At 58.3% G+C, this 24,294-nt stretch carries 28 protein-coding genes, 1 rRNA gene and 1 riboswitch; of the genes, 27 read left to right on the top strand and 2 right to left on the bottom strand.

The window, feature by feature from the left end; translation table 11 throughout:
• Positions 1–10 precede the first annotated feature (10 nt).
• Positions 11–127: ribosomal RNA gene (gene rrf / locus GE107_RS24020) — 5S ribosomal RNA — on the top strand.
• 121 nt (positions 128–248) lie between these two features.
• On the opposite strand, the gene GE107_RS24015 is transcribed toward rrf, so the two are convergent.
• Positions 249–776, bottom strand: a complete 528-nt coding sequence (locus GE107_RS24015; RefSeq protein WP_219643961.1) for a transposase — start codon at positions 774–776, stop codon at positions 249–251.
• A gap of 149 nt (positions 777–925) precedes the next feature.
• On the opposite strand from GE107_RS24015, the gene GE107_RS24010 reads away from it, so the two are divergent.
• From GE107_RS24010 to rsmI, 11 genes are all read left to right on the top strand, one after another.
• Positions 926–1,111, top strand: a complete 186-nt coding sequence (locus tag GE107_RS24010) for a sigma factor G inhibitor Gin (RefSeq protein ID WP_219643959.1) — start codon at positions 926–928, stop codon at positions 1,109–1,111.
• A 120-nt stretch (positions 1,112–1,231) separates the two neighbouring features.
• Positions 1,232–2,713, top strand: coding sequence for an aminotransferase class I/II-fold pyridoxal phosphate-dependent enzyme (locus GE107_RS24005; RefSeq protein WP_370636518.1), 1,482 nt, complete (start codon positions 1,232–1,234; stop codon positions 2,711–2,713).
• A 16-nt stretch (positions 2,714–2,729) separates the two neighbouring features.
• Positions 2,730–4,217 carry a glycan biosynthesis hexose transferase WsfD gene (wsfD, locus tag GE107_RS24000; protein WP_219643957.1) on the top strand — a complete coding sequence of 496 codons (1,488 nt, stop codon included), beginning with the start codon at positions 2,730–2,732 and terminating at the stop codon, positions 4,215–4,217.
• A gap of 1 nt (position 4,218) precedes the next feature.
• Complete coding sequence (gene tmk, locus GE107_RS23995) at positions 4,219–4,854, top strand: dTMP kinase (protein WP_370636517.1); 636 nt, start codon at positions 4,219–4,221, stop codon at positions 4,852–4,854.
• A 77-nt stretch (positions 4,855–4,931) separates the two neighbouring features.
• Positions 4,932–5,261 (top strand): cyclic-di-AMP receptor, encoded by a 330-nt coding sequence (locus GE107_RS23990; RefSeq protein WP_219643952.1) that lies wholly within the window; start codon positions 4,932–4,934, stop codon positions 5,259–5,261.
• Between the two features lie 28 nt (positions 5,262–5,289).
• Positions 5,290–5,733, top strand: coding sequence for a YaaR family protein (locus GE107_RS23985; RefSeq protein ID WP_255570821.1), 444 nt, complete (start codon positions 5,290–5,292; stop codon positions 5,731–5,733).
• 58 nt (positions 5,734–5,791) lie between these two features.
• Positions 5,792–6,769, top strand: coding sequence for a DNA polymerase III subunit delta' (gene holB, locus GE107_RS23980; protein ID WP_219643950.1), 978 nt, complete (start codon positions 5,792–5,794; stop codon positions 6,767–6,769).
• Positions 6,770–6,772: 3 nt separating this feature from the next.
• Positions 6,773–7,573: a PSP1 domain-containing protein gene (locus GE107_RS23975; RefSeq protein WP_219643948.1), complete on the top strand. Its 801-nt coding sequence runs from the start codon at positions 6,773–6,775 to the stop codon at positions 7,571–7,573.
• A 41-nt stretch (positions 7,574–7,614) separates the two neighbouring features.
• On the top strand, positions 7,615–7,971 hold the full coding sequence (gene yabA / locus GE107_RS23970) for a DNA replication initiation control protein YabA (RefSeq protein WP_219643946.1): 357 nt from the start codon (positions 7,615–7,617) through the stop codon (positions 7,969–7,971).
• Positions 7,972–8,163: 192 nt separating this feature from the next.
• A complete protein-coding gene (locus GE107_RS23965) occupies positions 8,164–8,961 on the top strand; it encodes a tRNA1(Val) (adenine(37)-N6)-methyltransferase (protein WP_219643944.1) in 798 nt (265 codons plus the stop codon).
• The gene (gene rsmI / locus GE107_RS23960; protein ID WP_370636516.1) at positions 8,958–9,911 is read left to right on the top strand and encodes a 16S rRNA (cytidine(1402)-2'-O)-methyltransferase; all 954 of its coding nucleotides are present in this window, start codon (positions 8,958–8,960) and stop codon (positions 9,909–9,911) included. The genes GE107_RS23965 and rsmI overlap by 4 nt, the downstream gene beginning before the upstream one ends.
• 440 nt (positions 9,912–10,351) lie before the next feature.
• Here the strand turns inward: rsmI and GE107_RS23955 are convergent, their stop codons facing one another.
• Entirely contained in the window at positions 10,352–10,606 is a 255-nt protein-coding gene (locus GE107_RS23955) for an AbrB/MazE/SpoVT family DNA-binding domain-containing protein (protein ID WP_027086730.1), read from the bottom strand.
• Positions 10,607–10,914: 308 nt separating this feature from the next.
• On the opposite strand from GE107_RS23955, the gene GE107_RS23950 reads away from it, so the two are divergent.
• The 15 genes from GE107_RS23950 (at position 10,915) to GE107_RS23880 (ending at position 24,235) form a co-directional block, all read left to right on the top strand.
• On the top strand, positions 10,915–12,207 hold the full coding sequence (locus GE107_RS23950) for an HD domain-containing protein (RefSeq protein WP_219643943.1): 1,293 nt from the start codon (positions 10,915–10,917) through the stop codon (positions 12,205–12,207).
• Between the two features lie 22 nt (positions 12,208–12,229).
• Positions 12,230–13,000, top strand: coding sequence for a TatD family hydrolase (locus GE107_RS23945; RefSeq protein ID WP_219643941.1), 771 nt, complete (start codon positions 12,230–12,232; stop codon positions 12,998–13,000).
• 187 nt (positions 13,001–13,187) lie between these two features.
• Positions 13,188–13,384, top strand: a riboswitch (cyclic di-AMP (ydaO/yuaA leader).
• A 246-nt stretch (positions 13,385–13,630) separates the two neighbouring features.
• Positions 13,631–14,785 carry a resuscitation-promoting factor gene (locus GE107_RS23940; RefSeq protein WP_219643939.1) on the top strand — a complete coding sequence of 385 codons (1,155 nt, stop codon included), beginning with the start codon at positions 13,631–13,633 and terminating at the stop codon, positions 14,783–14,785.
• Between the two features lie 137 nt (positions 14,786–14,922).
• Positions 14,923–15,489, top strand: a complete 567-nt coding sequence (gene rnmV, locus GE107_RS23935; RefSeq protein WP_219643937.1) for a ribonuclease M5 — start codon at positions 14,923–14,925, stop codon at positions 15,487–15,489.
• A complete protein-coding gene (rsmA, locus tag GE107_RS23930) occupies positions 15,486–16,376 on the top strand; it encodes a 16S rRNA (adenine(1518)-N(6)/adenine(1519)-N(6))-dimethyltransferase RsmA (RefSeq protein ID WP_219643934.1) in 891 nt (296 codons plus the stop codon). Before rnmV ends, rsmA begins: the two co-directional genes overlap by 4 nt.
• A gap of 57 nt (positions 16,377–16,433) precedes the next feature.
• On the top strand, positions 16,434–17,306 hold the full coding sequence (gene yabG / locus GE107_RS23925) for a sporulation peptidase YabG (protein ID WP_219643932.1): 873 nt from the start codon (positions 16,434–16,436) through the stop codon (positions 17,304–17,306).
• Between the two features lie 149 nt (positions 17,307–17,455).
• Positions 17,456–17,728 carry a biofilm formation stimulator Veg gene (gene veg, locus GE107_RS23920; protein ID WP_219643930.1) on the top strand — a complete coding sequence of 91 codons (273 nt, stop codon included), beginning with the start codon at positions 17,456–17,458 and terminating at the stop codon, positions 17,726–17,728.
• A gap of 133 nt (positions 17,729–17,861) precedes the next feature.
• Positions 17,862–18,044: a small, acid-soluble spore protein, alpha/beta type gene (locus tag GE107_RS23915; RefSeq protein WP_219643928.1), complete on the top strand. Its 183-nt coding sequence runs from the start codon at positions 17,862–17,864 to the stop codon at positions 18,042–18,044.
• Between the two features lie 290 nt (positions 18,045–18,334).
• A complete protein-coding gene (ispE, locus tag GE107_RS23910; protein ID WP_219643925.1) occupies positions 18,335–19,192 on the top strand; it encodes a 4-(cytidine 5'-diphospho)-2-C-methyl-D-erythritol kinase in 858 nt (285 codons plus the stop codon).
• A gap of 103 nt (positions 19,193–19,295) precedes the next feature.
• Positions 19,296–20,120, top strand: coding sequence for a pur operon repressor (gene purR / locus GE107_RS23905; RefSeq protein ID WP_219643924.1), 825 nt, complete (start codon positions 19,296–19,298; stop codon positions 20,118–20,120).
• Between the two features lie 58 nt (positions 20,121–20,178).
• A complete protein-coding gene (locus GE107_RS23900) occupies positions 20,179–20,577 on the top strand; it encodes a RidA family protein (protein WP_219643922.1) in 399 nt (132 codons plus the stop codon).
• A gap of 109 nt (positions 20,578–20,686) precedes the next feature.
• A complete protein-coding gene (gene spoVG, locus GE107_RS23895; protein ID WP_219643920.1) occupies positions 20,687–20,971 on the top strand; it encodes a septation regulator SpoVG in 285 nt (94 codons plus the stop codon).
• A 111-nt stretch (positions 20,972–21,082) separates the two neighbouring features.
• Positions 21,083–22,486, top strand: coding sequence for a bifunctional UDP-N-acetylglucosamine diphosphorylase/glucosamine-1-phosphate N-acetyltransferase GlmU (gene glmU / locus GE107_RS23890; RefSeq protein ID WP_219643918.1), 1,404 nt, complete (start codon positions 21,083–21,085; stop codon positions 22,484–22,486).
• 54 nt (positions 22,487–22,540) lie between these two features.
• Complete coding sequence (locus GE107_RS23885) at positions 22,541–23,497, top strand: ribose-phosphate diphosphokinase (RefSeq protein ID WP_219643916.1); 957 nt, start codon at positions 22,541–22,543, stop codon at positions 23,495–23,497.
• Between the two features lie 96 nt (positions 23,498–23,593).
• Positions 23,594–24,235: a 50S ribosomal protein L25 gene (locus GE107_RS23880; protein WP_255570818.1), complete on the top strand. Its 642-nt coding sequence runs from the start codon at positions 23,594–23,596 to the stop codon at positions 24,233–24,235.
• Positions 24,236–24,294 lie beyond the last annotated feature (59 nt).

The following is a 24,294-nucleotide window of genomic DNA, read 5'->3' as shown; positions in this document are numbered from 1 at the left end:
CGAGATCCGATCTGGTGGCAATGGCGGAGGGGTTCCACGCGTACCCATCCCGAACACGACCGTTAAGCCCTCCAGCGCCGATGGTACTTGGACCGCAGGGTCCTGGGAGAGTAGGACGCCGCCAGGCCGGATGTTTGCCCGAGCAGTCGATAGTCGACGACCAGAGCACAAGAGGAAGGAGCCGCATTTGCGGCTCCTTTTTCGTGTTGCGTACCGTGGAAAATCCGCAAGGATTAGCGGCCCCTTTCTTAACGATGATAGTAGCTGACTTCCCGAGAGGCCAATCGGATCACACCGTCGGCTTTCTCCTTGCGCATGCGCCACAGCAGCCGAAGCCGTGGAGACAACAGCCACAGATGCCAGAAGAACAGGGCGACGATCCACGCGGATCCGGACCAAGGATAAGAGAGAAGGGAAACGCAGCACCCGACGAGAAACAAATGGAAGTGCAGCCGTCTGAACAGGCCGAGATTCGTGTCCATGACGGGGAGCGGTCCGATCCAGGGCCAGTCGCGGCGGAAAGCGAACCGTTTTTCCCAAGGTTCGTCGACCCTCCTCACCGTCAATTTCAGCACGACCGCGTGGATGAGAAGCATGATGCCCAGGGAAAAGGGGACGGCGAGCAATCCGGCCCAGCCGTGAACGACGACGATGACGGCGCTCCCCAAAAGGGCGGTAGTCAAATAACTGTATTTGCTCTCCGGTCGGAGCAATATTTTGCGAACGAGCTTATAATGGTAGTAGGTCGGATCGCTAGCGGCAACGGGCGTTTTCATTTCAACACTCCCAAGGCGTAAATGCAAGCTTCTGAAGATACTATCGGCGGATACAGGCGCGAATATTATGATTCAGCCTATGAAAGCGTGTATATTTTCATAGAATTCGGGCATACTGACGACAAAGCGAAAGAAAGCAGGGGATGGGCATGCAAACCACGGAACCGAAAACCTGCATCGTATGCGGCCAGCTCAAGGAAGAAGGCATTACCGTCGTAACGGAATTTATCTGTCTGTCATGCGAGTCCGAGATGGTCCGCACGGATGTCAAGGACGAGAAATATCCGTTTTTCGTACGCCAGCTTCGGCAAATATGGGTCCGATTCCATGTTTGAATCGGGATGACAAGAACGTCAGAACCTTGGGTTCTGGCGTTTTTGTTTGATGCGGCGTTTGGCGATTGGACGGGCTCTTGCTAAAATGGAGAAACGAATAGACGAAGAGGAGACGCCCGAGTGAAGGTAGATAGAGCGCCGATCTATGAGATGCTTGCGAACCATGCCGGATTAAGAGCAGCTTCGTTTCACGTTCCCGGTCATAAACAACGGGCGATATGGGACGATAAGGATGCTGACGGCCGATATCGGTCCTTGCTTGAACTCGATGTCACGGAATTGGCGGATACGGACGACCTCCACCATCCTGGCGGACCGATCGCGGAAGCGCAGCGGCTCGCGGCCGATTGCTTCGGCGCCGAAGAAACGCGCTTCCTCGTCGGTGGAAGCACGGCGGGTAACCTGGCCATGATTCTCGGGACGACCGCTCCCGGAGACCTGCTCATCGTGCAGCGCAACTCCCATCGGTCCGTGTTCCACGGATTGATGCTGGCGGGCGTTCGAGCCGTTCTGCTGCAGCCGGACATCGAACCGGCCTCGGGTTTGGCGGTCATGCCTGCGGCATACCGGATACGGGAAGCTCTGGACCGTTATCCCGAAGCCAGAGGCGTCGTCGTGTGCTCGCCCAATTACTACGGCATGGCCGCCAATCTAAAGCCCATCGCAGACATTTGCCATGCCGCCGGCAAGCCGCTGCTGGTGGACGAAGCGCATGGTCCCCATTTCGGCTTGCATCCCGACTTTCCTCGATCGGCTTTGCAAGCGGGAGCGGATATCGCGGTCCAATCCGCCCACAAAATGCTGAGCGCCATGACGATGGGCGCCATGCTCCATATGCAAGGAACGCTCGTGAACCGGGAAGCGGTCCGGCAGGCGCTCAGAATGGTGCAAAGCTCCAGCCCGTCGTTTCCGCTTCTCGCTTCCCTCGATCTGGCCCGCCGGCAGCTGCATGTCGAGGGAACATCCTCATTTGAACCCGCGCTCCAAGCCGTACGGGGCGTGCGGAAACTCCTGCCGCAGACTCCGTTTCGGGAAATGGGACGGGGCGGAGAAGACTCTCAGGATCCCTTGAAACTGGTCCTATTCGATTCCGAGCGAAAGATGGACGGATTCCGGCTTCGGGACGAGCTGGCGGCACGGGGCTGCATCCCAGAGATGGCCGACTCCCGGCACGTCGTATTGGCGTTTGGCGTCGGGTCCCGCAAGGAGGACGCGGACAGGCTTGTCCGTGCTCTAAATGAAATATCCGATGCGGTTTCCACTCGTCATGCGGCTCCAAAAGACGTGATGGCGGAAGATGGAGCCGCCAAGTACAACCTGGCAGAATCGGAAACCGATACGGAACCGGACATTCCGGAGCCCGTCATCATACATCGTGTCTTGCCCGCTACCGAGCGGGTGCCGCTGCAGGAATGCGCCGGAAGAATCGCGGGGGAATGGGTCGTGCCTTACCCGCCGGGCATTCCCGAGCTGTATCCGGGAGAGATCGTCACCGAGGGCATCAGGGACAGGCTGCTTCAATGGAGAAGGCAGGGCGCAAGCATCCAGGGAGCGGAGGACCCGGCATTGAAATCTATCCGGGTAATCTCCCAACAATGGTAAATGGAGGAAGAACGGGATGAGGTTTTTTCGCAAATACGACATCCGATTATATTTCGCTTTGATCGCCGCTCTGTCGGGCATCGGGCTGGCCGTCTGGGTGCTCATGACGCCTCCGTTCATCGGCGTGGCCGACAACGGCGATTTCAGCCGTCTCATGAGAATTGCGGGTTTCCGGTATCTCGATACGCAAGAAACCTACGCCGACCGGTATTTCGCGTATGCACATGAGCATTACGGCTACAAGAGCAATTGGGGTTCGGCGTACGTGACGACGCAAATCCTGCTCCTTGCGGTCATCGGCTGGATCGCCCGGATCTTCAATGGCCAAGTATTCGATATCCGCTGGTTCGGAGCCGTATATACGCTATTGTTCGCCACCGCCGTTTATTTATTTATCCGATACCTCCCGGCCATCCCTGGACGCAAAGCCGCCACCGCGGCGGTGTCGGTCCTTGCAGGCATCATGCTGCTCTTCGTCTTCGGCGACGTCGGTTACTTGGCCTATTTCCAATCGTTCTTCGGCGAGCCGTATGCTTTGCTCGGCATGCTGCTGGCGACCGCTTCCGCTTTCGCGATGGCTTCGCAGGACAAGCCCGGCGGACGTTTGCTGGCCTTGTTCGTCATCGCGGCTTTCGCGGTCGTCACCTCGAAAATTCAGAACGCGCCGCTCGGATTCGCCTTCGCGCTGCTCGCCTGGCGGATGTTGCCGCTGCGGGAAGACCGACGCTGGCATCGCCAGGTGCTGACGGGCATCGCCGTTCTGCTCGCCAGCTCGGTGCTGATGATCGTCGCGGCTCCCAGCGGTCTGAAGCAAATCAATCTGTACCAATCCATTTTCTACGGCGTGCTCAAAGATTCTCCCGACGTGGCGCGGGATATGAAGGAGCTGGGCATACCGGACAAATACGCCGTGCTAGCGGGAACGAACTATTTTCAAAAAGGGACCGCGATCCCCCAGAACGATCCGGTGCTGGACCGCGAGGTGCTGCGAAAGCTGGGTCATAAAGATATTGCGGCTTATTATTTCCGGCATCCCGGCCGTTTCGTTCAGAAGCTGGAGAAGGCGGCGGAGAACGCGGTGTTCGTCCGTCCTTATTACCTGGGCAATTACGTGAAGTCCGAAGGCAAACCGCGCGGGGCGTTATCCCATTTCTTCAGCGTCTGGAGCGAATGGAAAGTGCACCGTATGCCGCGCTCGCTGGGCTGGTTTGTCGGATTCTATGTTCTCTACTTCGCTGGACTGATCGCATATTGGCTTCGTTCCTCTTCCCATCGCGTGCGGCTGGGCCTCGAGTCGATGGCAGCCGTTGGATTGGCGGGGTTGTTCTCCGCGGTCGTGCCGATTCTGGGAGACGGCGAGGCAGATCTCGGCAAGCATTTGTTTATGTTTAACGTCTGCTTTGATATGATGGTGGTAAGCGCGGGGGCGGCGGCCGTCTATGGCATCGTTCGCGGACTCTCGCGCAGAGGGGTTTCAGAGGGATTGGCCGAAAGGAGCAGCTAGAGTGGCAAGCGGTTGGTTCATTACGCTGGAAGGCGGAGAAGGAGCGGGCAAGTCCACGTTGATTCGGGAATTGTCGGCTCGATTGGCCGCTACCGGCAGAGAAGTGACGACGACCCGCGAGCCGGGCGGCATCCCGATTGCCGAAGCGATTCGCGAAATCATTTTGCATGTTGATCATACGAGCATGGACCCTTGGACGGAAGCGCTTCTGTATGCGGCAGCGAGGCGGCAGCATTTGGCCGAAAAAGTGGTTCCGGCGCTGGAACGCGGGGCTGCCGTCATTTGCGACCGGTTCGTGGACAGCAGTCTGGCTTACCAAGGCCATGCCCGAGGACTCGGCATCGAGTCGGTATGGAATATCAACCGATTCGCGACGGAGAGCCGAATGCCCGATCTGACCTTGTTTCTCGACCTGGATCCGGAAATCGGATTGGCGCGGCTGGAGTCGGGCGGCCGGAGCAAGGTGGATCGGCTGGACTTGGAGAGTTTGGAGTTCCACCGGAAGGTCAGGGAAGGATACCGGATCGTGGCGGGGATGTTTCCGGAACGATTCGTCACGCTCGACGCTTCGGCGAGTCCGGAGGAGCTGGCGGAAGAAGCTTGGCGGTATTTGTCGAAGAGGCTCCCGGGCCTTTGAAAAGAGGAATTTCCGGGATGGATGTCCAATTTTAAAGAAAGATCGACCATCACTTCGTCTGAAGGAGGGCCTAACCGATGAAATTGCTGATTGCGGTTATTCAGGACAAGGACAGCAACCGTCTGTCGAACGCGCTCATCAAGGAAGGTTTCCGCGCGACCAAGCTGGCCAGTACCGGCGGGTTTCTGCGTGCCGGGAATACGACGTTCCTGATCGGGATCGAGGACGACCGGGTGCAGCACGCGCTCGATGTCATCCGCGCCAACTGCAAGGTCCGGGATCAGCTCGTGACGCCGGTGTCCCCCGTCAGCGGAGCGGCCGATTCGTATATTCCGTTCCCGGTCGAAGTGCAAGTGGGCGGCGCCGCCGTGTTCGTGCTTCCGGTCGAACGGTTCGAACATTTCTAATACGACGACAACCGGGCGGTGAGCGGCTTTGAAAATCCAGCCGGGCTTGTATCCGATGAACAAAACGCTGCAGAGAGGGGAAACGGCGAACCGGCCGGCCCCGTCCAACAATTTTGCGGATCTCATGCAGCAGCAGGAAGAAGGAAGAACCCAGGAAGAGCTGCAGCGCAAGCTGGAGGATATCCGTCTCCAAGGAGACCGGCTCACCCGCTCGATGACGGTGCGGGAGCTCGTCCTGTATCGCCAGATGGTCAAAAGCTTCTTGGAAGATACGGTCCGCCGGGGGATCGGCCTGAAGGATACGAAGGGCTGGGACCGCCGGGGGAGAGGGAAACGATACAAGCTGCTGGAGGAAGTCGACGCCATGCTCGTCAGCATGGGCGAGGAGCTGCTCCAGTCCGAAGAGGGCCGCATCGATCTGCTCAGCAAAGTGGGGGAGATCCGCGGCATGTTGATCAATTTGGTATTTTAAAAGCTGCCGATCCGGGTAACGCCTAGCATGCGGATTGGCAGCGCGGTGAGGTGCAGCGATGGGTTTTCGCGATATTGCCGGGCAAGACAGGGCCAAATCCCTGCTGCAGCACGCGCTCCGTTCCGGAAGGATTGCCCACGCTTATCTGTTCGCGGGACCCGCCGGATCGGGACGGCATGAAACGGCGCTGGCGTTCGCCGGGGCGCTGTTCTGCGAACGGGGCGGCGACGATTCGTGCGGGGAATGCTTGTCCTGCCGCAAAGTGAGTCACGGCAACCATCCCGACTTGCATGTGATCTCGCCCGATGGGGCAAGCGTCAAGATCGAGCAGATCCGGGAGCTGCAGCGGGAGTTGTCCTACCGAAGCGCCGGAGCAGGATATAAGGTCTATATCATCGAGGCGGCCGAAACGATGACCCTCCAGGCCGGCAACAGCCTGCTGAAATTTCTGGAAGAACCGCCGTCCCCGGTCGTCGCGATTCTGATCGCGCCCGCCGCCAAGGCGGTTCTTCCCACCCTATTGTCGAGAACGCAGCTCGTTCCGTTCGTGCCGGGCGACCGGGAAGCGATGGAAGAGAAATTGATAGCGGAGGGCAAACCCCAGCTGCTGGCCAGGGCAGCCGTCCATCTGGCCCCCGGATTGGCCGCGGCGCGCGGACTTGCGGAAGAGAATTGGTTTGCAGAAATCCGAAACGTAGTGATACAATTAGGCAGGGAGAATCCGTCCCGGTTCCCTGGCAGTTTGCTGCTCTCGCAACAGCAGATTTTCAAGACGGATCTCTCGGAACATGTTGACACGCTGCTGCAATTATTCGCCTTATGGTATAGAGATATGATTTACGCCATGACCGGCCGCCAATCGCGGATGGTATTCGCCGACCAAGCGGAATGGATCGCGAAACACGCTTGGAGCCGGAGTATCGAAGCTTGGGCCGGGGCTATGGAAGCGGCGCTGACGGCGGCGAGGCGCATCAAGGCCCATGTGCCGCCCCAGCTCGCGTTGGAGCAATTTCTGGTGAACGTGCGGGAGGGGTAGATTTTGTACGATGTAGTCGGCGTCCGCTTCAAGAAAGCGGGCAAAATCTATTATTTCGACCCCGCCGAGCATCCGGTGACCCGAGATCAGCATGTTATCGTAGAAACGGCGCGCGGAGTGGAATACGGCAAAGTCGTCGTCGGCCCGAAGACGGTCGGCGAATCGGATGTCGTGCTTCCGCTCAAGAAAGTGATCCGCGTGGCCGGCGAAGTCGACGCCCGGGCGGTGGAAGAGAATCGCGGCGCGGCCAAGAACGCGTTTACGATCGGTTTGCAGAAGATTAGGGATCACGGGCTGAAGATGAAGCTCGTAGACGTGGAATACACGTTTGACCGGAACAAAATCATCTTTTACTTCACGGCTGAAGGGCGCGTCGATTTCCGGGAGCTGGTCAAGGATTTGGCCGGCGTATTCCGGACCCGCATCGAGTTGCGGCAAATCGGCGTACGCGACGAAGCCAAGATGCTCGGCGGAATCGGTCCATGCGGGCGCGTGCTCTGCTGTTCCTCGTGGCTCGGCGACTTCGAACCGGTCTCCATCAAGATGGCCAAAGACCAGAACCTGTCGCTGAACCCTACGAAAATATCGGGGCTGTGCGGCCGCCTGATGTGCTGCCTGAAATTCGAGCACGACAATTACGAAAGCGCTAAAGAAGAGCTCCCGGCGGTCGGCCGCCAAGTAGTCACCTCCATGGGAGAAGGCAAGGTCGTCGGCCTGAACGTCGGCACCCGGACGGTCCACGTCCATCTGTTCGAACTCGGCAAGGTCAAGGAATTGCCTTTCGACGATGTCGTCCTCAAATGACCGGGAACCCACAACCTGATGCTTGAGGTGGATAGCCGTACATGAAGGATATTTTTCTGCGGATGGATGAGCTGGAGTCGCACATTGGCACCGTTCATGCCGACTTCGGAGCGCTCAAGCTCAAGATCAAGGAATTGCTCGAAGAGAACCAGCGGCTCCGGATTGAGAACCAGCAGCTCCGCAAGGTGCTGAAGCGGGAGACGGACCCGGCCGCGGCGAAGGAATCGGCGGAAGAACCGGCCGCCGAAAGGAAGAACAAGCCGGCAGTAACGGTGGGGGAAGGGTACGACAATTTGGCCCGTTTGTATCATGAAGGGTTTCATATCTGCAACGTGTATTACGGACATCTCCGCATGGAGGGCGACTGCCTGTTCTGTCTTTCTTTCCTGAGCAAATAATCGATCGGAATCTCGACCGAGAACCGCCTTTCCTCCGGGAAAGGCTTTTTTTGTTGACAGGATAATGTATTGAGGTATGTGCGAAGGTTGCCGGCGAGTGTCTCGTCATTGCATCATGGAGAGAAGTCGAGTAAGCTAAGGGGCGAGCACTTGATACAAGGGTTTTCAACCGATAAAGGAGTTCGCTTCCCCATGACCGAATCCGATGTGCGGCTCGCGCCCGGCGAGCGGCTTGACCATTTGCTTACGCAGGAGCTCAAGATCATCCAGAGCCCTGAAGTGTTCAGCTTCTCTATGGACGCGGTTCTGCTGGCCCGGTTCGCCGGCGTGCCGCCGAGAGGGAAGGTGCTCGACTTCTGTACGGGCAACGGCGTCATCCCGATTCTGTTGTCTACCCGGACCGAGGCGGCCATCGAAGGCGTGGAAATCCAGCCGAGGCTCGCGGATATGGCCAAGCGCAGCGTGGAGCTCAACGGCCTCGGCGATCGGATCCGGATCTTGGAGTCCGATCTCCGGGAATGGCCGGAGGATTCCGCGTTGATCGGGACGTACGACGCGGTCACCGTGAATCCGCCTTATATGCCCGTAGGCACCGGGGAGCTGAAGGACAATCCGCATCTCGCGATGGCTCGGCATGAGATCGGCTGCACGCTTGACGACGTGACGGCCGCCTGTTCGCGCGCCTTGCGTAAAGGAGGGCGCGTCTCGATGGTGCACCGGCCGGCCCGGCTGGCCGACATTCTGGCATCGATGCGCAAGCACAGGCTGGAGCCCAAGCGGATCCGGTTCGTGCATCCGCGGCTGTCGGGCGAGGCGAACATGGTGCTGGTGGAGGCTGCGAAGGACGGCAGGCCGGAGGCGCGGCTTCTGCCCCCGCTCATCGTCTACGGGGAAGGCGGCGCTTATACGGGAGAGCTTCTTGATGTATTCTATGGAAGAAAAACGGAACTGACGGACGTGCGGAAATCGGATGAGGAGGCATTATCGTGAGCGATAAAACGGAGCTGGAGAGAGATTCGGAACGCCATCCGGAAGAAGCCCAAGTGCAGCGCAGCTTCGCTTCCCGCGAGAAGCCCGGCACGCTGTACCTGGTGGCGACGCCGATCGGCAATCTGGAGGACATGACGTTCCGGGCGATCCGTACGCTCCGCGATGCCGATTTGATCGCGGCCGAAGATACGCGTCAAACCCGCAAGCTGCTCACTCATTTCGAAATCCAAAACCGTCTCGTCAGCTATCATGAGCATAACCGGGAAGCGAGCGGACCGGAGTTGATCAAAATGCTGGAGGAAGGCCGGAATATCGCGCTCGTCAGCGACGCCGGAATTCCCGCGATCTCGGATCCTGGGGCGCAGCTGGCTACGGAAGCCGCCACCCGCGGCATTCCTGTCGTTCCTGTGCCGGGAGCGAACGCGGCTTTGTCCGCCTTGATCATTTCCGGGCTTCCGACCGACCGTTTTCTGTTCGCCGGCTTCCCGCCGCGAGACCGGAAGGGCATGGAACGCATGCTGGACACCCTTGAAGCCGAACCGGGCACGCTGATCCTGTACGAGTCTCCCTATCGCGTGCGCAAAACGCTTGCCCTGCTGGCCGAAAGATGGGGCGACCGGCGCATGGCCGTCATCCGGGAGCTGACGAAGCGGCACGAGGAAGCGGTGCGCGGAACCGTGCGGGCGTGCCTGGCGCATGCGGAGCAGGTTCCGCCGATCGGCGAATGCTGCCTGGTGATCGAAGGAGCGGGACCGGAAAAAACGGGATCGGGCCGGAAAACGGCGGAATCGGCGGGAGAAGCGGGGGCTTGGTGGGCGCAGCTTACGCTGGCGGAACACGTTGAGCGGTACGCAGCCCAGACCGGCAACCGCAAGGAAGCGATGAAGCTCGCCGCGCGTGACCGGGGCTTGTCCCGGAGAGATGTGTACCAATCGCTGCTCGAGGGGTAAGAATCTTAGTTCCAGACCCTCGTTGCTTATGGAGAGCCCGACCACTCCCGTTTGAACCATTTGCACGAGCCATAGCAAGGCAGAGAGCCGCTTCTAGGATTCAACAGTCTGAAAATGTCCCACTAAACTTCACCCAACCGCCCTTTTGCTATGATTTAGACGGAAAAGCTCCCATTAATCAAGGCTCAACACCCGAATACCCGTCTCAGAAGCGATTTTAGTGGGAGCTTTTCAATCGATTTGCGCTCTCGCACCCCATCGGAACAAATTAATGCCGGCTTTTCCGTCTGATTTCCCCCTCATCCTCCATTACCTAGTGATGTGTTCATAGCCAAAAAAAAGATCCCCCCGTCAGCATCGACCGGGAGGACGCAAGGAGATATAAAAAGGTTAGAATTAACAATTAGCGGGTGTGTGATTTCTATTATAACGCATATTCTTTAATTTGTCACAGGGGAAGGCAAATCCTTCAAACATTCTCTGCAAACGATTTTGCCTTTGAAGTACGTGACGTTCTCCGCGTTGCCGCAGAAGATGCAGGCGGGCTCGTATTTCTTCAGCATGATGCGCTCGCCGTCCACGTAAATCTCCAGAGCGTCCTTCTCCCCGATTCCGAGCGTGCGGCGCAGTTCGATGGGAATGACCACACGGCCCAGCTCGTCGACCTTCCGCACAATCCCCGTTGATTTCATCATTTGGAAATCCCCCTCTATTCAGGTTAAAATAAGTACCGAGTATAACTTGCCGTTACTTGGCTATTCCTCGCCAGCATTCGACAAAGTTCTCTTTTTTCCGATTTCTATCGTACCAACGATTCCCAAATAAGTCAACCAAATTTAAGGAGAATCCGTCGGTAAATTCAACCAATTTCCCGCCATAAAGGCCGTCACGAAGGGGAATTCACGGAAATGACACATCTTGCAGCGACTCAAACTACAATCCGATTATGTACGACAAATTTCGACATTATTGTCGAATCATCGCCGGAGCGAGGTGTCGAATCGTGAGTCGGGAATTGGAAGAGGAAAAGGTATTTAAGGATCCCGTGCATCATTCCGTTTTCGTGCAGGATCCGACCGTATGGAAGCTGATCAACACGCCGGAATTCCAGCGGCTTCGCCGCATCAGGCAGCTCGGCACCTCGTATTTGACCTTCCATGGCGCCGAGCACAGCCGTTTTTCGCATTCACTGGGCGTGTACGAGATCACGAGAAAGATCATTTCGCAATTCGAACGCAACGGCTTCGTCGAATGGCCTCAGGAAGAGCGGCTGGTCAGCCTGTGCGCGGCGCTGCTTCACGACGTCGGCCACGGGCCGTTCTCCCATTCCTTGGAACAGGTGTTCGGAACGGACCACGAAAAATGGACGTGCGACATCATTCTGGGGGACACCGAGGTGAACAGGGTGCTTCGGGAAGCGCAAGAGGGGCTGCCGGAGCGGATTTCATCCGTGATTTGCAAGACGTACGAGAGACCGATCGTGGTCAGCCTCGTGTCCAGCCAAATGGACGCCGACCGCATGGATTATTTGCTGAGGGATTCCTATTTTACGGGCGTGCATTACGGGGCGTTCGATCTCGGCCGGATTTTGCGCGTTCTCCGTCCGTACAAAGGCAACATCGTCGTCAAAGAAAGCGGGATGCACGCGGTCGAAGCGTATTTGATGTCCCGCTACCAGATGTATTGGCAGGTCTACTTCCATCCCGTCACCCGAAGCTCCGAGATCGTGCTGCGTTCGATCTTCAAGCGGGCCCGCGCGCTTCACGATTCCGGCTACAAGTTCGGCTTCCTGCTTCCGCCGCTCCGAAGCCTGTTCGACGGCACCCTTACGGTCCGCGAATACCTCGAGCTTGACGAGGCCATGGTCCAAACCGCTTTCGGACAGTGGAAGCACGAACAAGATCCGATTTTGTCGGATCTGTGCCGCCGGTTTCTGAATCGGGATCTGTATAAATACATACCCATGGCATCCCGCGATGAATCATGGTTGGCGGAACTGCGGGACGAATGGCGGCGGATCGGACTCGATCCGGACTATTACCTGGAAGTGGATACGCCCACCGATTTGCCGTACGACGTGTACAAGCCCGAAACGAAGCAGGGTGGCGAAGACAAGCCCCCGATCTTGCTGCTGGACGACAAGGGAGGGCTGACGGAAATTTCTGCGAAATCCGAAATCATCCGTTCGATCGCCGGCCTCCAGCGGGGCAAGTACCATGTTTACTATCCGGAGGACAGAGTCCGCGAACAGGCGCGCAAGCTAAGCCCGCTCACCCGTGAGCGCTTGTACTTATAATAGAAGGGAGACATCAAACGACATGCTCATCGACACCCATGCACACCTGGACTCGCGCAAATTCGACGGGGATCGGGAAAATGTCATCGCCCGCGCGCAAGCGGCAGGAGTCGACACCATCGTCAATATCGGCTTCAACCGGGAAACGATTCCGACGACGATGGCGCTGGCCGAGAAATATCCGTTTATCTACGCGGCCGTAGGCTGGCATCCCACCGATGCGGTGGAGATGAGGCCGGAAGAGGATTTGGCTTGGATTGAGGAGCTGTGCTCCCATCCGAAAGTGGTCGCGATCGGCGAGATCGGTCTCGACTATTATTGGGATACGTCCCCCAAGGAGCTCCAGCATACGGTGTTCCGGGAGCAGATCCGGCTTGCCCGCAAAGTCGGCAAACCGATCGTCATTCACAATCGGGACGCGCATGAAGATATCGTTCGGATTTTGCGGGAGGAGAAGGCCGAAGAGGTCGGGGGGATCATGCATTGCTTCTCCGGCAGCTGGGAAACGGCCAAAATGTGCCTCGACATGAATTTCGACATTTCGTTCGGGGGACCCGTGACGTTCAAAAACGCGAGAGTGCCGAAGGAGGTGCTCGCCCGCGTTCCGGATGACCGGCTTCTGCTGGAGACGGACAGTCCTTACTTGGCTCCGCATCCGCATAGGGGACAACGGAATGAGCCCGCATACGTCTCGCTTGTGGCCGAAACCGCGGCGGAAATCAAAGGCATTTCGGTGGAAGAATTGGTCTCCCTGACAAGCCGCAACGCGAAAATGCGTTTGTCAATTCGGTAAAAAACCGCGAACAACGGCTGAAAAAATAGGCTGCATCCTGAAAAAACTCCTATTCGCTTCGAATAATCCGAAAGTACCGGGTGCAATCGCCGAAAATGGGCAAATTCGTCCATTGACCCTTCTTTACACCTGAGCACGGTAGCGGTTATGATCTTACACAGAGTTTACAGTTTCAAACCTGGATTCCTTTTCCAGCGCGCTGAATCTCCCGATACGGGAGAGCGGGGGACCCGTCGCAATAGGCGTTGCATAACGCCGACAAGCGGTCCGAGCAATCTTGGGGTGAATTTCGCGAAGACGGCCGATGAGCCGACGGAGCGGATAGGGCGGCTCTCTATGCCCGAACCCGACAGCTAACCTCGCAAGCGTCCATAGAGAGAGGTCAACCTCGTGCTGCCCCATTCCCTTACATCCAAGCGGAAGCCACGAACAGGTCCTCTGTCGGTGGCTTTTTGTTTGCTCAAAAAGGGGTACGAGCGTTATCAAGACTTGGCTCTGGTCAAGGCGTTGCCGCGTTTGCGCCGATTCGCCGCTACTCGCGAACGCTGCATCGTTAACAAATTGATTAGTCGCGTCGAACAAAGTCATGCGTAACAGTCGACGGCGGGGCTATGAAGGAGGACCGAGAAAATGGGCGTTGTTCCTGTAGAGGAAACCCATGATCCACGACCGACCGGCAAGCTTTTCGCAGCGAAATGGAAGCATGAGCATTTGCGTTTGGTCTTCATCTGCGCAATTCTCTCTTTTGCTGTCATTGTCATGTTCAACTCGCTGCTGCGCGGCGCGTCCGCCAAGAGCGTGACCGTCGTGGACGGCGGTAAATCCGTCGTCTATCAAACCCGGAGCTCCGATGTATCCGGGTTTCTGGAAGAGCAGGGCATACACATCGGACCGTTCGACCGTCTCTCGATATCGCTGGCCGCTCCCCTGGAGAAGAGCGCGCATCTCGTGATCGAGCGGGCGAAGCAGTTTTCCATACAAGCCGATGGCATCCAACAGGTGAAATATACGACGGAACGGACCGTGGGCGACGCTTTGGCAGCCCTGAACGTCCGGCTTGGCGGTCAAGACCGGGTCATTCCCGGATTGGACGCTCCAGTGGATGAGGGTGCCAAAATCCGGATCGTCCGGGTCCGTACCGAAACGGTCGAGACGGAGTATCCGATCGCGTACACGGTCGTGCAACAGAAAGACGCGAACCTTCCGGTCGGCACGCAGAAAGTCGTCAAAACAGGGAAGCAAGGCGTACTGGTCAAAAAAATGGAGCGCGTCTTCGAAGACGGCAAGCTCGTATCCGAGCAAATGACGGGCAAGGCGATCGTCCAGCCCGCGGTTCAACAGGTCGTGGCCGTTGGGGCGAAAAAAGCCGCTCCGAAGCCGCTCGTGGCGAAGAAACAATCCGTCTCGGCCCAAGGGGGTACCCTGAAGCTGAACGGCCGGGCGATCGCCGTGAAGCACATGCTCAAGAACGTCACGCTGACGGCCTATTCGGCTGGTCCGGCCTCGACGGGCAAATCGAAGGGCGATGAAGGCTACGGCATTACCGCATCGGGAACGAAGGTCCAGGAGGGACGCACCATCGCGGTCGATCCGGACGTGATTCCCATGGGCTGGTGGGTCTATATCGAGGGCATCGGCTTCCGCCGTGCCGAAGATACCGGCAGCGCGGTCAACGGTAAGAAGATCGACATCTATTACGACAGCGAGAGCCGAGCGGACCGGTTCGGCCTGAAGCGGGGCTATACCGTATACGTTATCGGTCCTGTCAAACCGACGTCCGATTGACCTCAAAAGTTGCAGAATTTCGAAAACTCTAGCGGCGCATTAGCAGACGGGTTGGCCTTCTGGTCAGGGGCTCCCGTCTTTTGTTTTGGCTCAAAATCGTATACGCTGTAACAAAGCGGACAAAGGCGGAATGAACGGTGACGATCCGAGAAATCATTGTGGTGGAAGGCAAGGATGACACGGCGGCCGTCCGGAGGGCGGTCGGTGCCGATACGATCGAAACGGGCGGCTCCGCCATCGGGGAGGATGTGCTGAAGCGGATCGAATTGGCCCACGAGCGCAGGGGCGTTATCATCTTCACTGACCCTGATTCACCGGGCGAGCGGATCCGCAAAATCGTGGCGGAGCGTGTGCCCGGCGCGAAACACGCCTTCTTGACGCGCGACGAGGCGCGCAGCAGGACGGGCATGGGCGTTGAGCACGCGTCCGACGAGGCTATCCGGCGGGCGCTGGAGGCGGTGCGGAGTCCTGGGGACGAGAGCGGTTCCGGGACCGCTCCCGAAATCGAATGGAGCGATCTGCTCGCAGCGGGGCTGATCGTGCATCCGGACGCCTCGCGCCGCCGGGAGCGGATGGGCGAGCTGATGGGAATCGGCTATGCGAACGGCAAGCAATTCCACAAACGCTGCGTCATGTTCCGGATCTCGAAGGCGGAATTCGCGTGCGCATTGGAACAGATGGAGAGAGAAGGGTTGCTGACATGAGACAAACGACGGGAACGGCGATCGCGGCGGCCGGCCGCACGAAAGAGATCATCCGCCGGCACGGTTTCACGTTCAAGAAGAGTCTTGGGCAAAATTTCCTGATCGACAGCAACATCCTGGACAAGATCATTGCTGCGGCCGGTTTAGACGAGACGCGGGGCGCCCTGGAGATCGGGCCGGGGATCGGCGCGCTGACGGAGAGATTGGCCCAGACCGCGGGGAGAGTCGTGGCGCTCGAAATCGACCAGCGTCTTCTGCCGATCCTGGAGGACGTCTTGTCGCCGTACGGCAACGTGAGCGTGATTCACGCCGACATTCTGAAAGCCGATCTGCAACGCCTCTGGGAAGAAAGTTTCGCGGGTTTGGCCGGCGTGAGCGTGGTGGCGAACTTGCCCTACTACGTGACGACGCCGATCGTGATGAAGCTGCTGGAAGAGCGGCTGCCGGTGGAGCATATCGTCGTGATGGTGCAGAAGGAGGTCGCCGAACGGATGGCGGCCCGGCCGGGAGGCAAAGAGTACGGGAGCCTCAGCATTGCCGTGCAGTATTATTGCGAGCCGGAAGTGATCGCCAGCGTGCCTTCGGGCGCGTTTATCCCGGCGCCGAACGTCGATTCCGCCGTCATCCGGCTGACGAAGCGCAGAGAGCCGGCAGTTGCCGTGCCGGACGAGGCGCGGTTCTTCCGCGTCGTCCACGCCGCATTCGCGCAGCGGCGCAAGACGATCGCCAACAATTTGTCGGCCATCTCGGGCAAAGAACGCAAAGCGGAGTTGGCCGAGCTATTGACGGCAAACGGCATCCAGCCCGAGCGCCGGGCCGAGACGCTGTCGCTGGCCGAATTCGCGCGGATCGACGAGGCGCTGGCGAAAGCCGGGATGAAAGGCTGACGGACGCGCACCAGGAGCGGAACCTCTCCATAGGATAGACGAAGAGGTGATGGGCCCATGAAGCAGGGGGACCTGGTCGTCCGCAAATCGTATCGCGGGGACATCGTGTTCCGCATTGCGGATCTGGCCGGACAAGGAGCGGTGCTGCGCGGGACGGATTACCGTCTGCTGGCGGATGCTCCGCTCGCCGATCTTCTTCCGGTGCGAAATCCGGACGAGCTCAGCGGCACACGGCAAGCGCGCATTCAGGCGAACGAATCGATTCGCCGCATGCGGGAAGAACGCAACAGGCAGTCGAACCGGGCTGGGGTCTACCCGCAAACCCCCGAGCGACGCCAGCCCTATTTCGAGATACCGGGCAAAGTGCTCCATCTGGACGGCGACGCGAATTACTTGAAGAAAAGCATGCAGGTGTACGCGCAGCTGCGGGTACCTGCCGAAGGGATCCACTGCCACGAATCGCAGATGCCCGGGATGCTGATTCGGCTCTTGCCGCAGGTTAGGCCGGATATCGTGGTCATTACCGGCCACGACGGGGTATTGAAGCAGCGGGAAGACCTTCATCATCTGGGGAACTACAAGAATTCCCTGAATTTCGTCCATGCCGTTCAGGTGGCGCGGGAATACGACAGGCATCGGGATTCGATGATCGTCGTGGCGGGAGCGTGTCAATCGCATTTCGAAGCGCTGCTGCATGCGGGTGCCAATTTCGCCAGCTCTCCCGCGAGAATCATGATCCACGCCCTGGATCCCGTATATGTGGCCGTGCGCGCGGCGTTCACACCCTTCCGGGATACGATCAACGTAACCGACGTGGTGTCCAATACGATCAGCGGCATCCAGGGAGTAGGCGGCATCGAAACGATGGGGAGCTACCGCGTGGGAGTGCCGAATCCGAAAGTTCCGGCGCAAAATGTGAACATTGTGTGACGATGAATAAGGGTGTTTTCGAAAAACCCGTCAAAATCAAGGAAATTCACCGTTGACAAAAAAATGGAGCGGCTGATATAATATTTCGATCATTTGACAAGACCCCTCTTTTTAGTTATAATTTACAGGGAAAGAGGTGGTTGTGGATCATGGCGAAAAACGCGCTTCTGGAGATCAAGCGAAGCCTGGAGCCGCACGTCGGTTCCAAAATCATGCTCCGCGCCAACGGTGGACGACGCAAAACCATCGAACGCACGGGCGTGCTGGAAGAAATCTACCCATCGGTTTTCATCGTCAAACTGGACGAAGAGCAGCATGCCTTCAAGCGGGTTTCGTACAGCTACGCTGATATCCTCACCGAATCCGTCGAAGTGATGTTGTGCAATGAAGAAGGGCAAGTCCGGATCAGTTTTTCGCATTGACCGTTCGAAGCACGGGCAGCACCAGCGCTGAATCAGCGCGGGGGCTGCCCGTTTTGCATGTACGCCCCGCGGCCGGGGAATCCTATGACGGGATCGCCCGCCGGGCGTCACCCCTCGAAGGGAGGCAATGCGCTTGAGCCGAAGAAGAAGCGTCATGTCCGACCAATTCAAGGCGGAGCTTGCCAGAGACCTCGGGTTCTACGAGACGGTCCAACGGGAAGGCTGGGGCGGCATCCGGACGAAGGATGCCGGCAACATGGTGAAGAGGGCGATCGAAATCGCGGAACAAGCGATGGCTCGCTCTACGCAGTCGTAGTCCCTCCTTCCTCGCGGAACGGCAAACGGACGGAACGGGTCTCTCCGCCGAGGCGGAAGGCCCGTTCGTCTTTTGGGTAGTCGTAGATAAAAACGACCTCCTCTTGTCCTAAGGACGACGAAGTCGTTTTTACGTGGACAATCAGGCTGGATAGGTGTGCTCCATCCATCTCTGATTGACCGTCGATAAAAACGACCTCCTCTGTCCTAGGGGCTACGTAGTCGTTTTTACTTGGACGGCGCGGTTTGTTATAATATCATGAAGCTTTTTCCAGAAGTGGTGAGGACACAATGACGAAAATATACGAGAAAGCCCCGGCCAAAATCAATCTGCTTCTGGACGTTCTCCGCAAACGCGAGGACGGGTACCACGAGGTGGAAATGGTGATGACCATGGTGGATTTGGCCGATCGTCTGGAGATGGAAGAGCTCCCGGGCGACCGGATCGTCCTATCCAGCCAGGCGGGCTTCATTCCTCTCGACGAGAAGAATCTGGCCTTTCAGGCGGCAAGGTTGATGAAAGAAAGATACGGCGTCTCGCGGGGCGTCTATATCCATCTGGACAAACGGATTCCGGTCGCGGCCGGCTTGGCGGGAGGAAGCAGCGACGCGGCCGCGGCCCTTCGAGGGTTGAATCGGTTGTGGAAGCTGGGGCTGCCGCAAAGCGAAATCGAAGCGCTTGGCGCCGAGCTCGGTTCGGACGTGCCCTTCTGCATTCGGGGCGGAACCGCGTTCGCCCGGGGCAGGGGCGAGGTGCTCGAGAGCATTCCGTCCCCGCCGCAATGCTGGGTCGTACTCGCCAAGCCGCCGATCAACGTTTCCACGGCCGACGTGTATGGCAAACTGAGAGCGAACGAACTTACGAGCCATCCGAAGGCAGGAGAGATGCTTTCGGCCATCCGGCGAGGGTCATTCCAAGACGTCTGCAAGGCGCTCGGTAACGTACTGGAGACGGTAACGTTGGAACGCTATCCGGAAGTGCGCCAAATCAAGGATTGCATGATCAAGCTCGGCGCGGACGGGGTGCTCATGTCGGGGAGCGGCCCTACGGTTTTCGGAATTCTGTCCAAGGAGACGAAGGTCGCCCGAATCTATAACGGCCTGCGCGGCTTTTGCAAGGAAGTCTATGTGGCAAGAATGCTTACATAAAACGCGGCTTCGCCGAGGGATATTGAAGAAGTTGTTGAAGAAAACCGTATAAAGATGATATCATCGTGTTATATTATTCGGTTTTTGGACGGGAGAGAGAATCGTGAAAAAGCTGAAGCGCAGCGCACGCCTCGTTGAGATGACACAATATCTACTGGCCCGTCCCCACACGTTAATTTCCCTGACAGCATTTGCCGAAAGATACCAGTCGGCGAAATCTTCCATTAGCGAAGATCTGGCCATTATCAAGGAAGTATTCGAGGAAGAAGGCGTTGGGGATTTGATGACGCTGGCCGGGGCCGCCGGAGGCGTCCGATTCGTACCCCGGTACCGCAAGGAGCAGGCGCTCGAGAAAATCGTATCCGTATGCCGCGAGCTCGAGCAGCCCGACCGGCTTCTTCCCGGCGGGTACCTGTACATGACCGACTTGCTCGGCCAACCGGGACTGATGCAGGAAGTCGGAAGAATGTTCGCCAGCGCGTTCGCCGACCTCCATATCGACGTCATCATGACCGTGGAAACGAAGGGAATTCCGCTTGCGTTCGCCACGGCGCAGTTCCTCAACCTGCCGGTCGTGATCGTCCGGCGGGACCACAAGGTGACGGAAGGCTCCGCGGTCAGCATCAATTACGTGTCCGGCTCCGCCAAGCGGATCCAGACGATGTCCCTTGCCAGAAGGGCGCTCAAGGAGGAATCCCGCGTCCTGATCATCGACGATTTCATGAAGGCGGGCGGGACGATCCAGGGGATGGTCGATCTTCTTCACGAATTCCGTGCCGTCGTAGCCGGCGTAGGGGTATTCGTGGAATCCGGGGAAATCGGCTACGATGAACGGCTTCTGCACGATTACATCTCGCTTGCACGCCTGACGGAAGTGGATCTGAAAACCCGCCATATCACCGTTCAGCCCGGCAATTTCTTTTCATGAGGCAGGAAGTGCAAAGCTCTTATCGCTTAAGCCAACAACCAGCAGGAGGGATCTTCTGATGACGCTTAGAATCGTTTCCACCCCAGATGCGCCGGCCGCCATCGGCCCGTATGCCCAAGCGGTAAGGTTCGGACAGCTTCTGTTCACTTCCGGTCAAATTCCGCTTACTCCAGCCGGGGTAGTGGTGGCGGGGGGTATCGAGGAACAGACCCGCCAGGTGCTGACGAATTTGTCGGCCGTTCTGGCAGCCGAAGGCGCGACGCTTCGCGACGTGATCAAAGCGACGGTATTCCTGAAGGACATGAACCAGTTCGCGGAGTTCAATCAGGTTTATGCCTCCTTCTTCGGAGACCATACGCCTGCCCGTTCCACGGTCGAGGTCGCGCGGCTCCCCAGGGATGTTTTTGTCGAAATAGAACTGGTCGCGGCGCTCTCTGTCGAAACTGGAAAGAATTAAAAAATTTTTTCTAAATTCCAAGCGAAATTACCAGTATAAAGAAGGAATTGACCCGCTTGTGTGGAATATTACACCAAGTCTTCTAGAGGCCTAAAGGTGGTGAACACAAGTGCAAATTACCGACGTGAGACTCCGCCGCGTCAATTCGGAGGGGCGCATGAAAGCAATCGCTTCGATCACCATTGACAACGAATTCGTCGTTCATGACATCCGGGTCATCGACGGGAACAATGGGATGTTCGTCGCCATGCCGAGCAAACGGACCCCGGACGGGGAGTTCCGGGACATCGCTCACCCGATATCGTCCGGCACGCGCGAGAAAATCCAAGCCGCGGTGCTTGCGGAATACGAGCGCGCCGCGCAGGAAGAAGAAGTTATCGTTGAGGGGGCTTAATCGCAAGCCGTGAACAAGAGAGCCGGAAGGGGCTCTCTTTTCATTTTGGCCGGAATGAGCTATCATTCTTTCGAGGATTGAACACCCAGGCACGGAAGGCGGGTCTGCCCGATGAAGAGAATGGCGATCGTACTGGCCGCAGGACAAGGCAAGCGAATGAAATCGAAATTATATAAAGTACTTCACCCGGTATGCGGAAAACCGATGGTCGGCCACGTGGTCGATACGGTGCGACAAGCGTCGTGCGAACGGATCGTGGCTGTCGTGGGTCACGGAGCGGAGGCCGTGCGGGAGTTTCTCGGCGAGAGTGCGGAATACGCCCTGCAAGCCGAGCAGCTCGGCACCGGCCATGCGGTGAGCCAGGCGAAACCGCTGATCGGAGCCGAAGAAGGGGTCACGCTGGTCATCTGCGGAGATACTCCGCTCGTGTCCGCCGCCACCGTGGAGGCGATGATGAAGCAGCATGCCCTTGAGGGAGCCGCGGCGACCGTGTTGACGGCTAAGATGGCGGATCCGGCCGGTTACGGCCGCGTGGTGCGGGGGACGGACGGAGAGGTGCTGCGCATCGTGGAGCACAAGGACTGTTCTCCCGAAGAGGCGGCAATCGATGAGATCAATGCCGGCACGTATTGCTTCGACAACCGGCTGCTCTTCGAAGCGCTGGACAGCGTGACGAACGACAATGCCCAAGGGGAGTATTATTTGACCGATGTAATCGGCATTCTGCAGAAGCAAGGCAAACGCGTCTCGGCTTGTCTGCTCCGCGATCCGGCCGAAGCGATCGGCGTGAACGACAGGATGGCGCTCGGCGAAGCGGAGCGGCTCATGCGTCTGCGGATCAACGCGGAGCACCAGGCGAACGGCGTGACGCTCATCGATCCCGCGCATACGTATATCGAAACGGGAGTCACGATCGGCTCGGATACCGTGGTGTATCCGGGAACGATTCTGCGCGGAAGAACCTCGATCGGACCTTCTTGCGTGATCGGTCCGTCGTCGGATTTGACGGATACGGTCGTGGGAACGGGTTCCACGCTGCGCCAAACGGTGGCGGACGGGGCCGTGATCGGGGAAGAATGCGCGGTCGGACCGTTTGCCTATTTGCGTCCCGGAACGAAGCTGGGCCGGCAAGTGAAGGTCGGCGACTTCGTCGAGATCAAGAATGCTTCGATCGGGGAAGGGAGCAAAGTGCCGCATCTGAGTTACGTGGGGGACGCGATCGTGGGATCCGGCGTCAATATCGGCTGCGGCGCGATTACCGCCAACTACGACGGGTATAATAAATCCGTAACGGAAATCGGAGACAATGCCTTCATCGGCAGCAACGCCAACCTCATCGCCCCCGTCAAAATCGGCAGCGGCGCTTATGTCGTCGCAGGCTCCACGATCACGCACAACGTGGACGACAACGATCTCGCGATCGCAAGGTCGCGCCAGGTCAACAAGCCGGGTTACGCAGAGAAAATCCGCGCCCGCGCCAAGTCGATCAAAGAGAAGAGCGGCGGCAATTCATAAAATCACGGTCGGCGGGGCGTTCCGCTCCGCCCGCGGAAAGCGGGTTGTTTCCGAGTGGCCTATCATGACGGCAACTTAAAAATATTTTCGGGCAGTTCCAACAAGAAGCTTGCCGAAGCGATCGCCCGCCATATCGGGGTGGAACTGGGCGATTGCGAGACGAGCCGTTTCAGCGACGGCGAAATTCATATCAAGCTGGATGAAAGCGTGCGGGGAAACAACGTGTTCGTCGTGCAGTCCACATCCGCGCCGGTGAACGAGAACTTGATGGAATTGCTGGTCATGGTGGATGCGCTTAAGCGCGCGTCCGCCAGAACGATCAACGTCGTGATGCCCTATTACGGTTATGCCAGGCAAGACCGTAAAGCCCGTTCCCGCGACCCGATAACGGCCAAGCTCGTGGCGAACCTGATCGAGACGGCGGGAGCCCACCGGGTCATCGCGATGGATTTGCACGCCATGCAGATCCAAGGGTTCTTCGATATTCCGGTGGACCACTTGCTGGGCGTTCCTATCCTAGGCGACTATTTTTACGAGAAAGAACTCGAGAAGCCGGTCGTCGTATCCCCCGACCATGGCGGCGTCGTCCGGGCGCGCAGATTGGCCGACACGCTTCAGGCTCCGCTCGCCATCATCGACAAGCGGCGCCCGGAGCCGGGCGTCGTCGAAGTCATGAACATCATCGGGGACGTCTCTGGACGGACGGCGATTCTCGTGGACGATATCATCGATACGGCGGGCACGATCGCGCTCGCGGCGTCCGCGCTCCAGAAGGCCGGAGCCAAGGAATTGTACGCGTGCTGCACCCATCCCGTATTGTCGGGTCCGGCGATCGAGCGTCTGGAAGCGTCCCCGCTGAAGGAAATCGTCGTTCTCGATACGATCCCTCTGCGGGAAAACCACGGCTCCTCCAAGATCCGTGTCTTGTCCGTGGCGCCGCTTATCGGCGAAGCCATCACGCGCATCCATGAGCAGAAGTCGATCAGCAAGCTGTTCGAGCCCCACGTATAACTCCGTGCGGGTCGAATCAGCAACTGTTCGAGCTCCACGTTTAACCAACGGGTCCAAGGGGTAACAATAGGGTAAACCTGCAAGGAGGGGTGCCCGATGAACCCGATGACCTTAAAAGCCGAGCGGCGGCAGACCGCAAGCCGAGGCGAGCTGCGGAAGCTGCGCAAGCACGGCCGCGTTCCCGGCGTGATTTACGGGAAAGGCGTGGAAGGAGCAATGCCCGTCGCCGTGGATGTCAAGGATTTGCAGATGCTTCTGAGCACGCATCCGCATGCGGTGCTGGAGTTGGACGTGGCGGGACTCGGGAAGGAGAACGTGCTGATGTCCGACGTGCAGAGGGACTCCATGAGCCGGGACGTGCTGCACGTCGATTTTCACAAAATCAACCTGAACGAAAGCATCAAAGCGCCGGTGCGTCTGGAGGTATCGGGCAAATCGGCGGGGGAGAGGGAAGGCGGCCTCCTGCAGCTCGTTCTGCACGAGATGGAGGTGGAGTGCTTGCCGAAGGATTTGCCTGACTCGATCGTCCTCGAGATCGACAACTTGCTGGTCGGCGATACGCTGACGGTCGCTGACATCCGGTTTCCCGAAGGCGTGATGCCGACGATGGATCCGGATACCGTGGTCGCCGCGATTCTTGCGCCGCAGAAGGAAATGTCGGCGGAGGAAGCGGACGCGGCAGGCGACGCGGCCGAGGAAAACGAGAGTCAAGCCAAAACGGCTGCGAGAGTCGAATAGTTCCGCATAGACGGCAAGAAGGCCGCGCCCCGGTTGGCGCGGCCTTCTACATTTACCCA

This window comes from Cohnella sp. CFH 77786 (assembly GCF_019400745.1).
Taxonomy (GTDB): Bacteria; Bacillota; Bacilli; order Paenibacillales; family Paenibacillaceae; genus Cohnella.
Note: the sequence above shows the minus strand (reverse complement) of the source record. Positions and strands in the feature narration are given on the sequence as shown.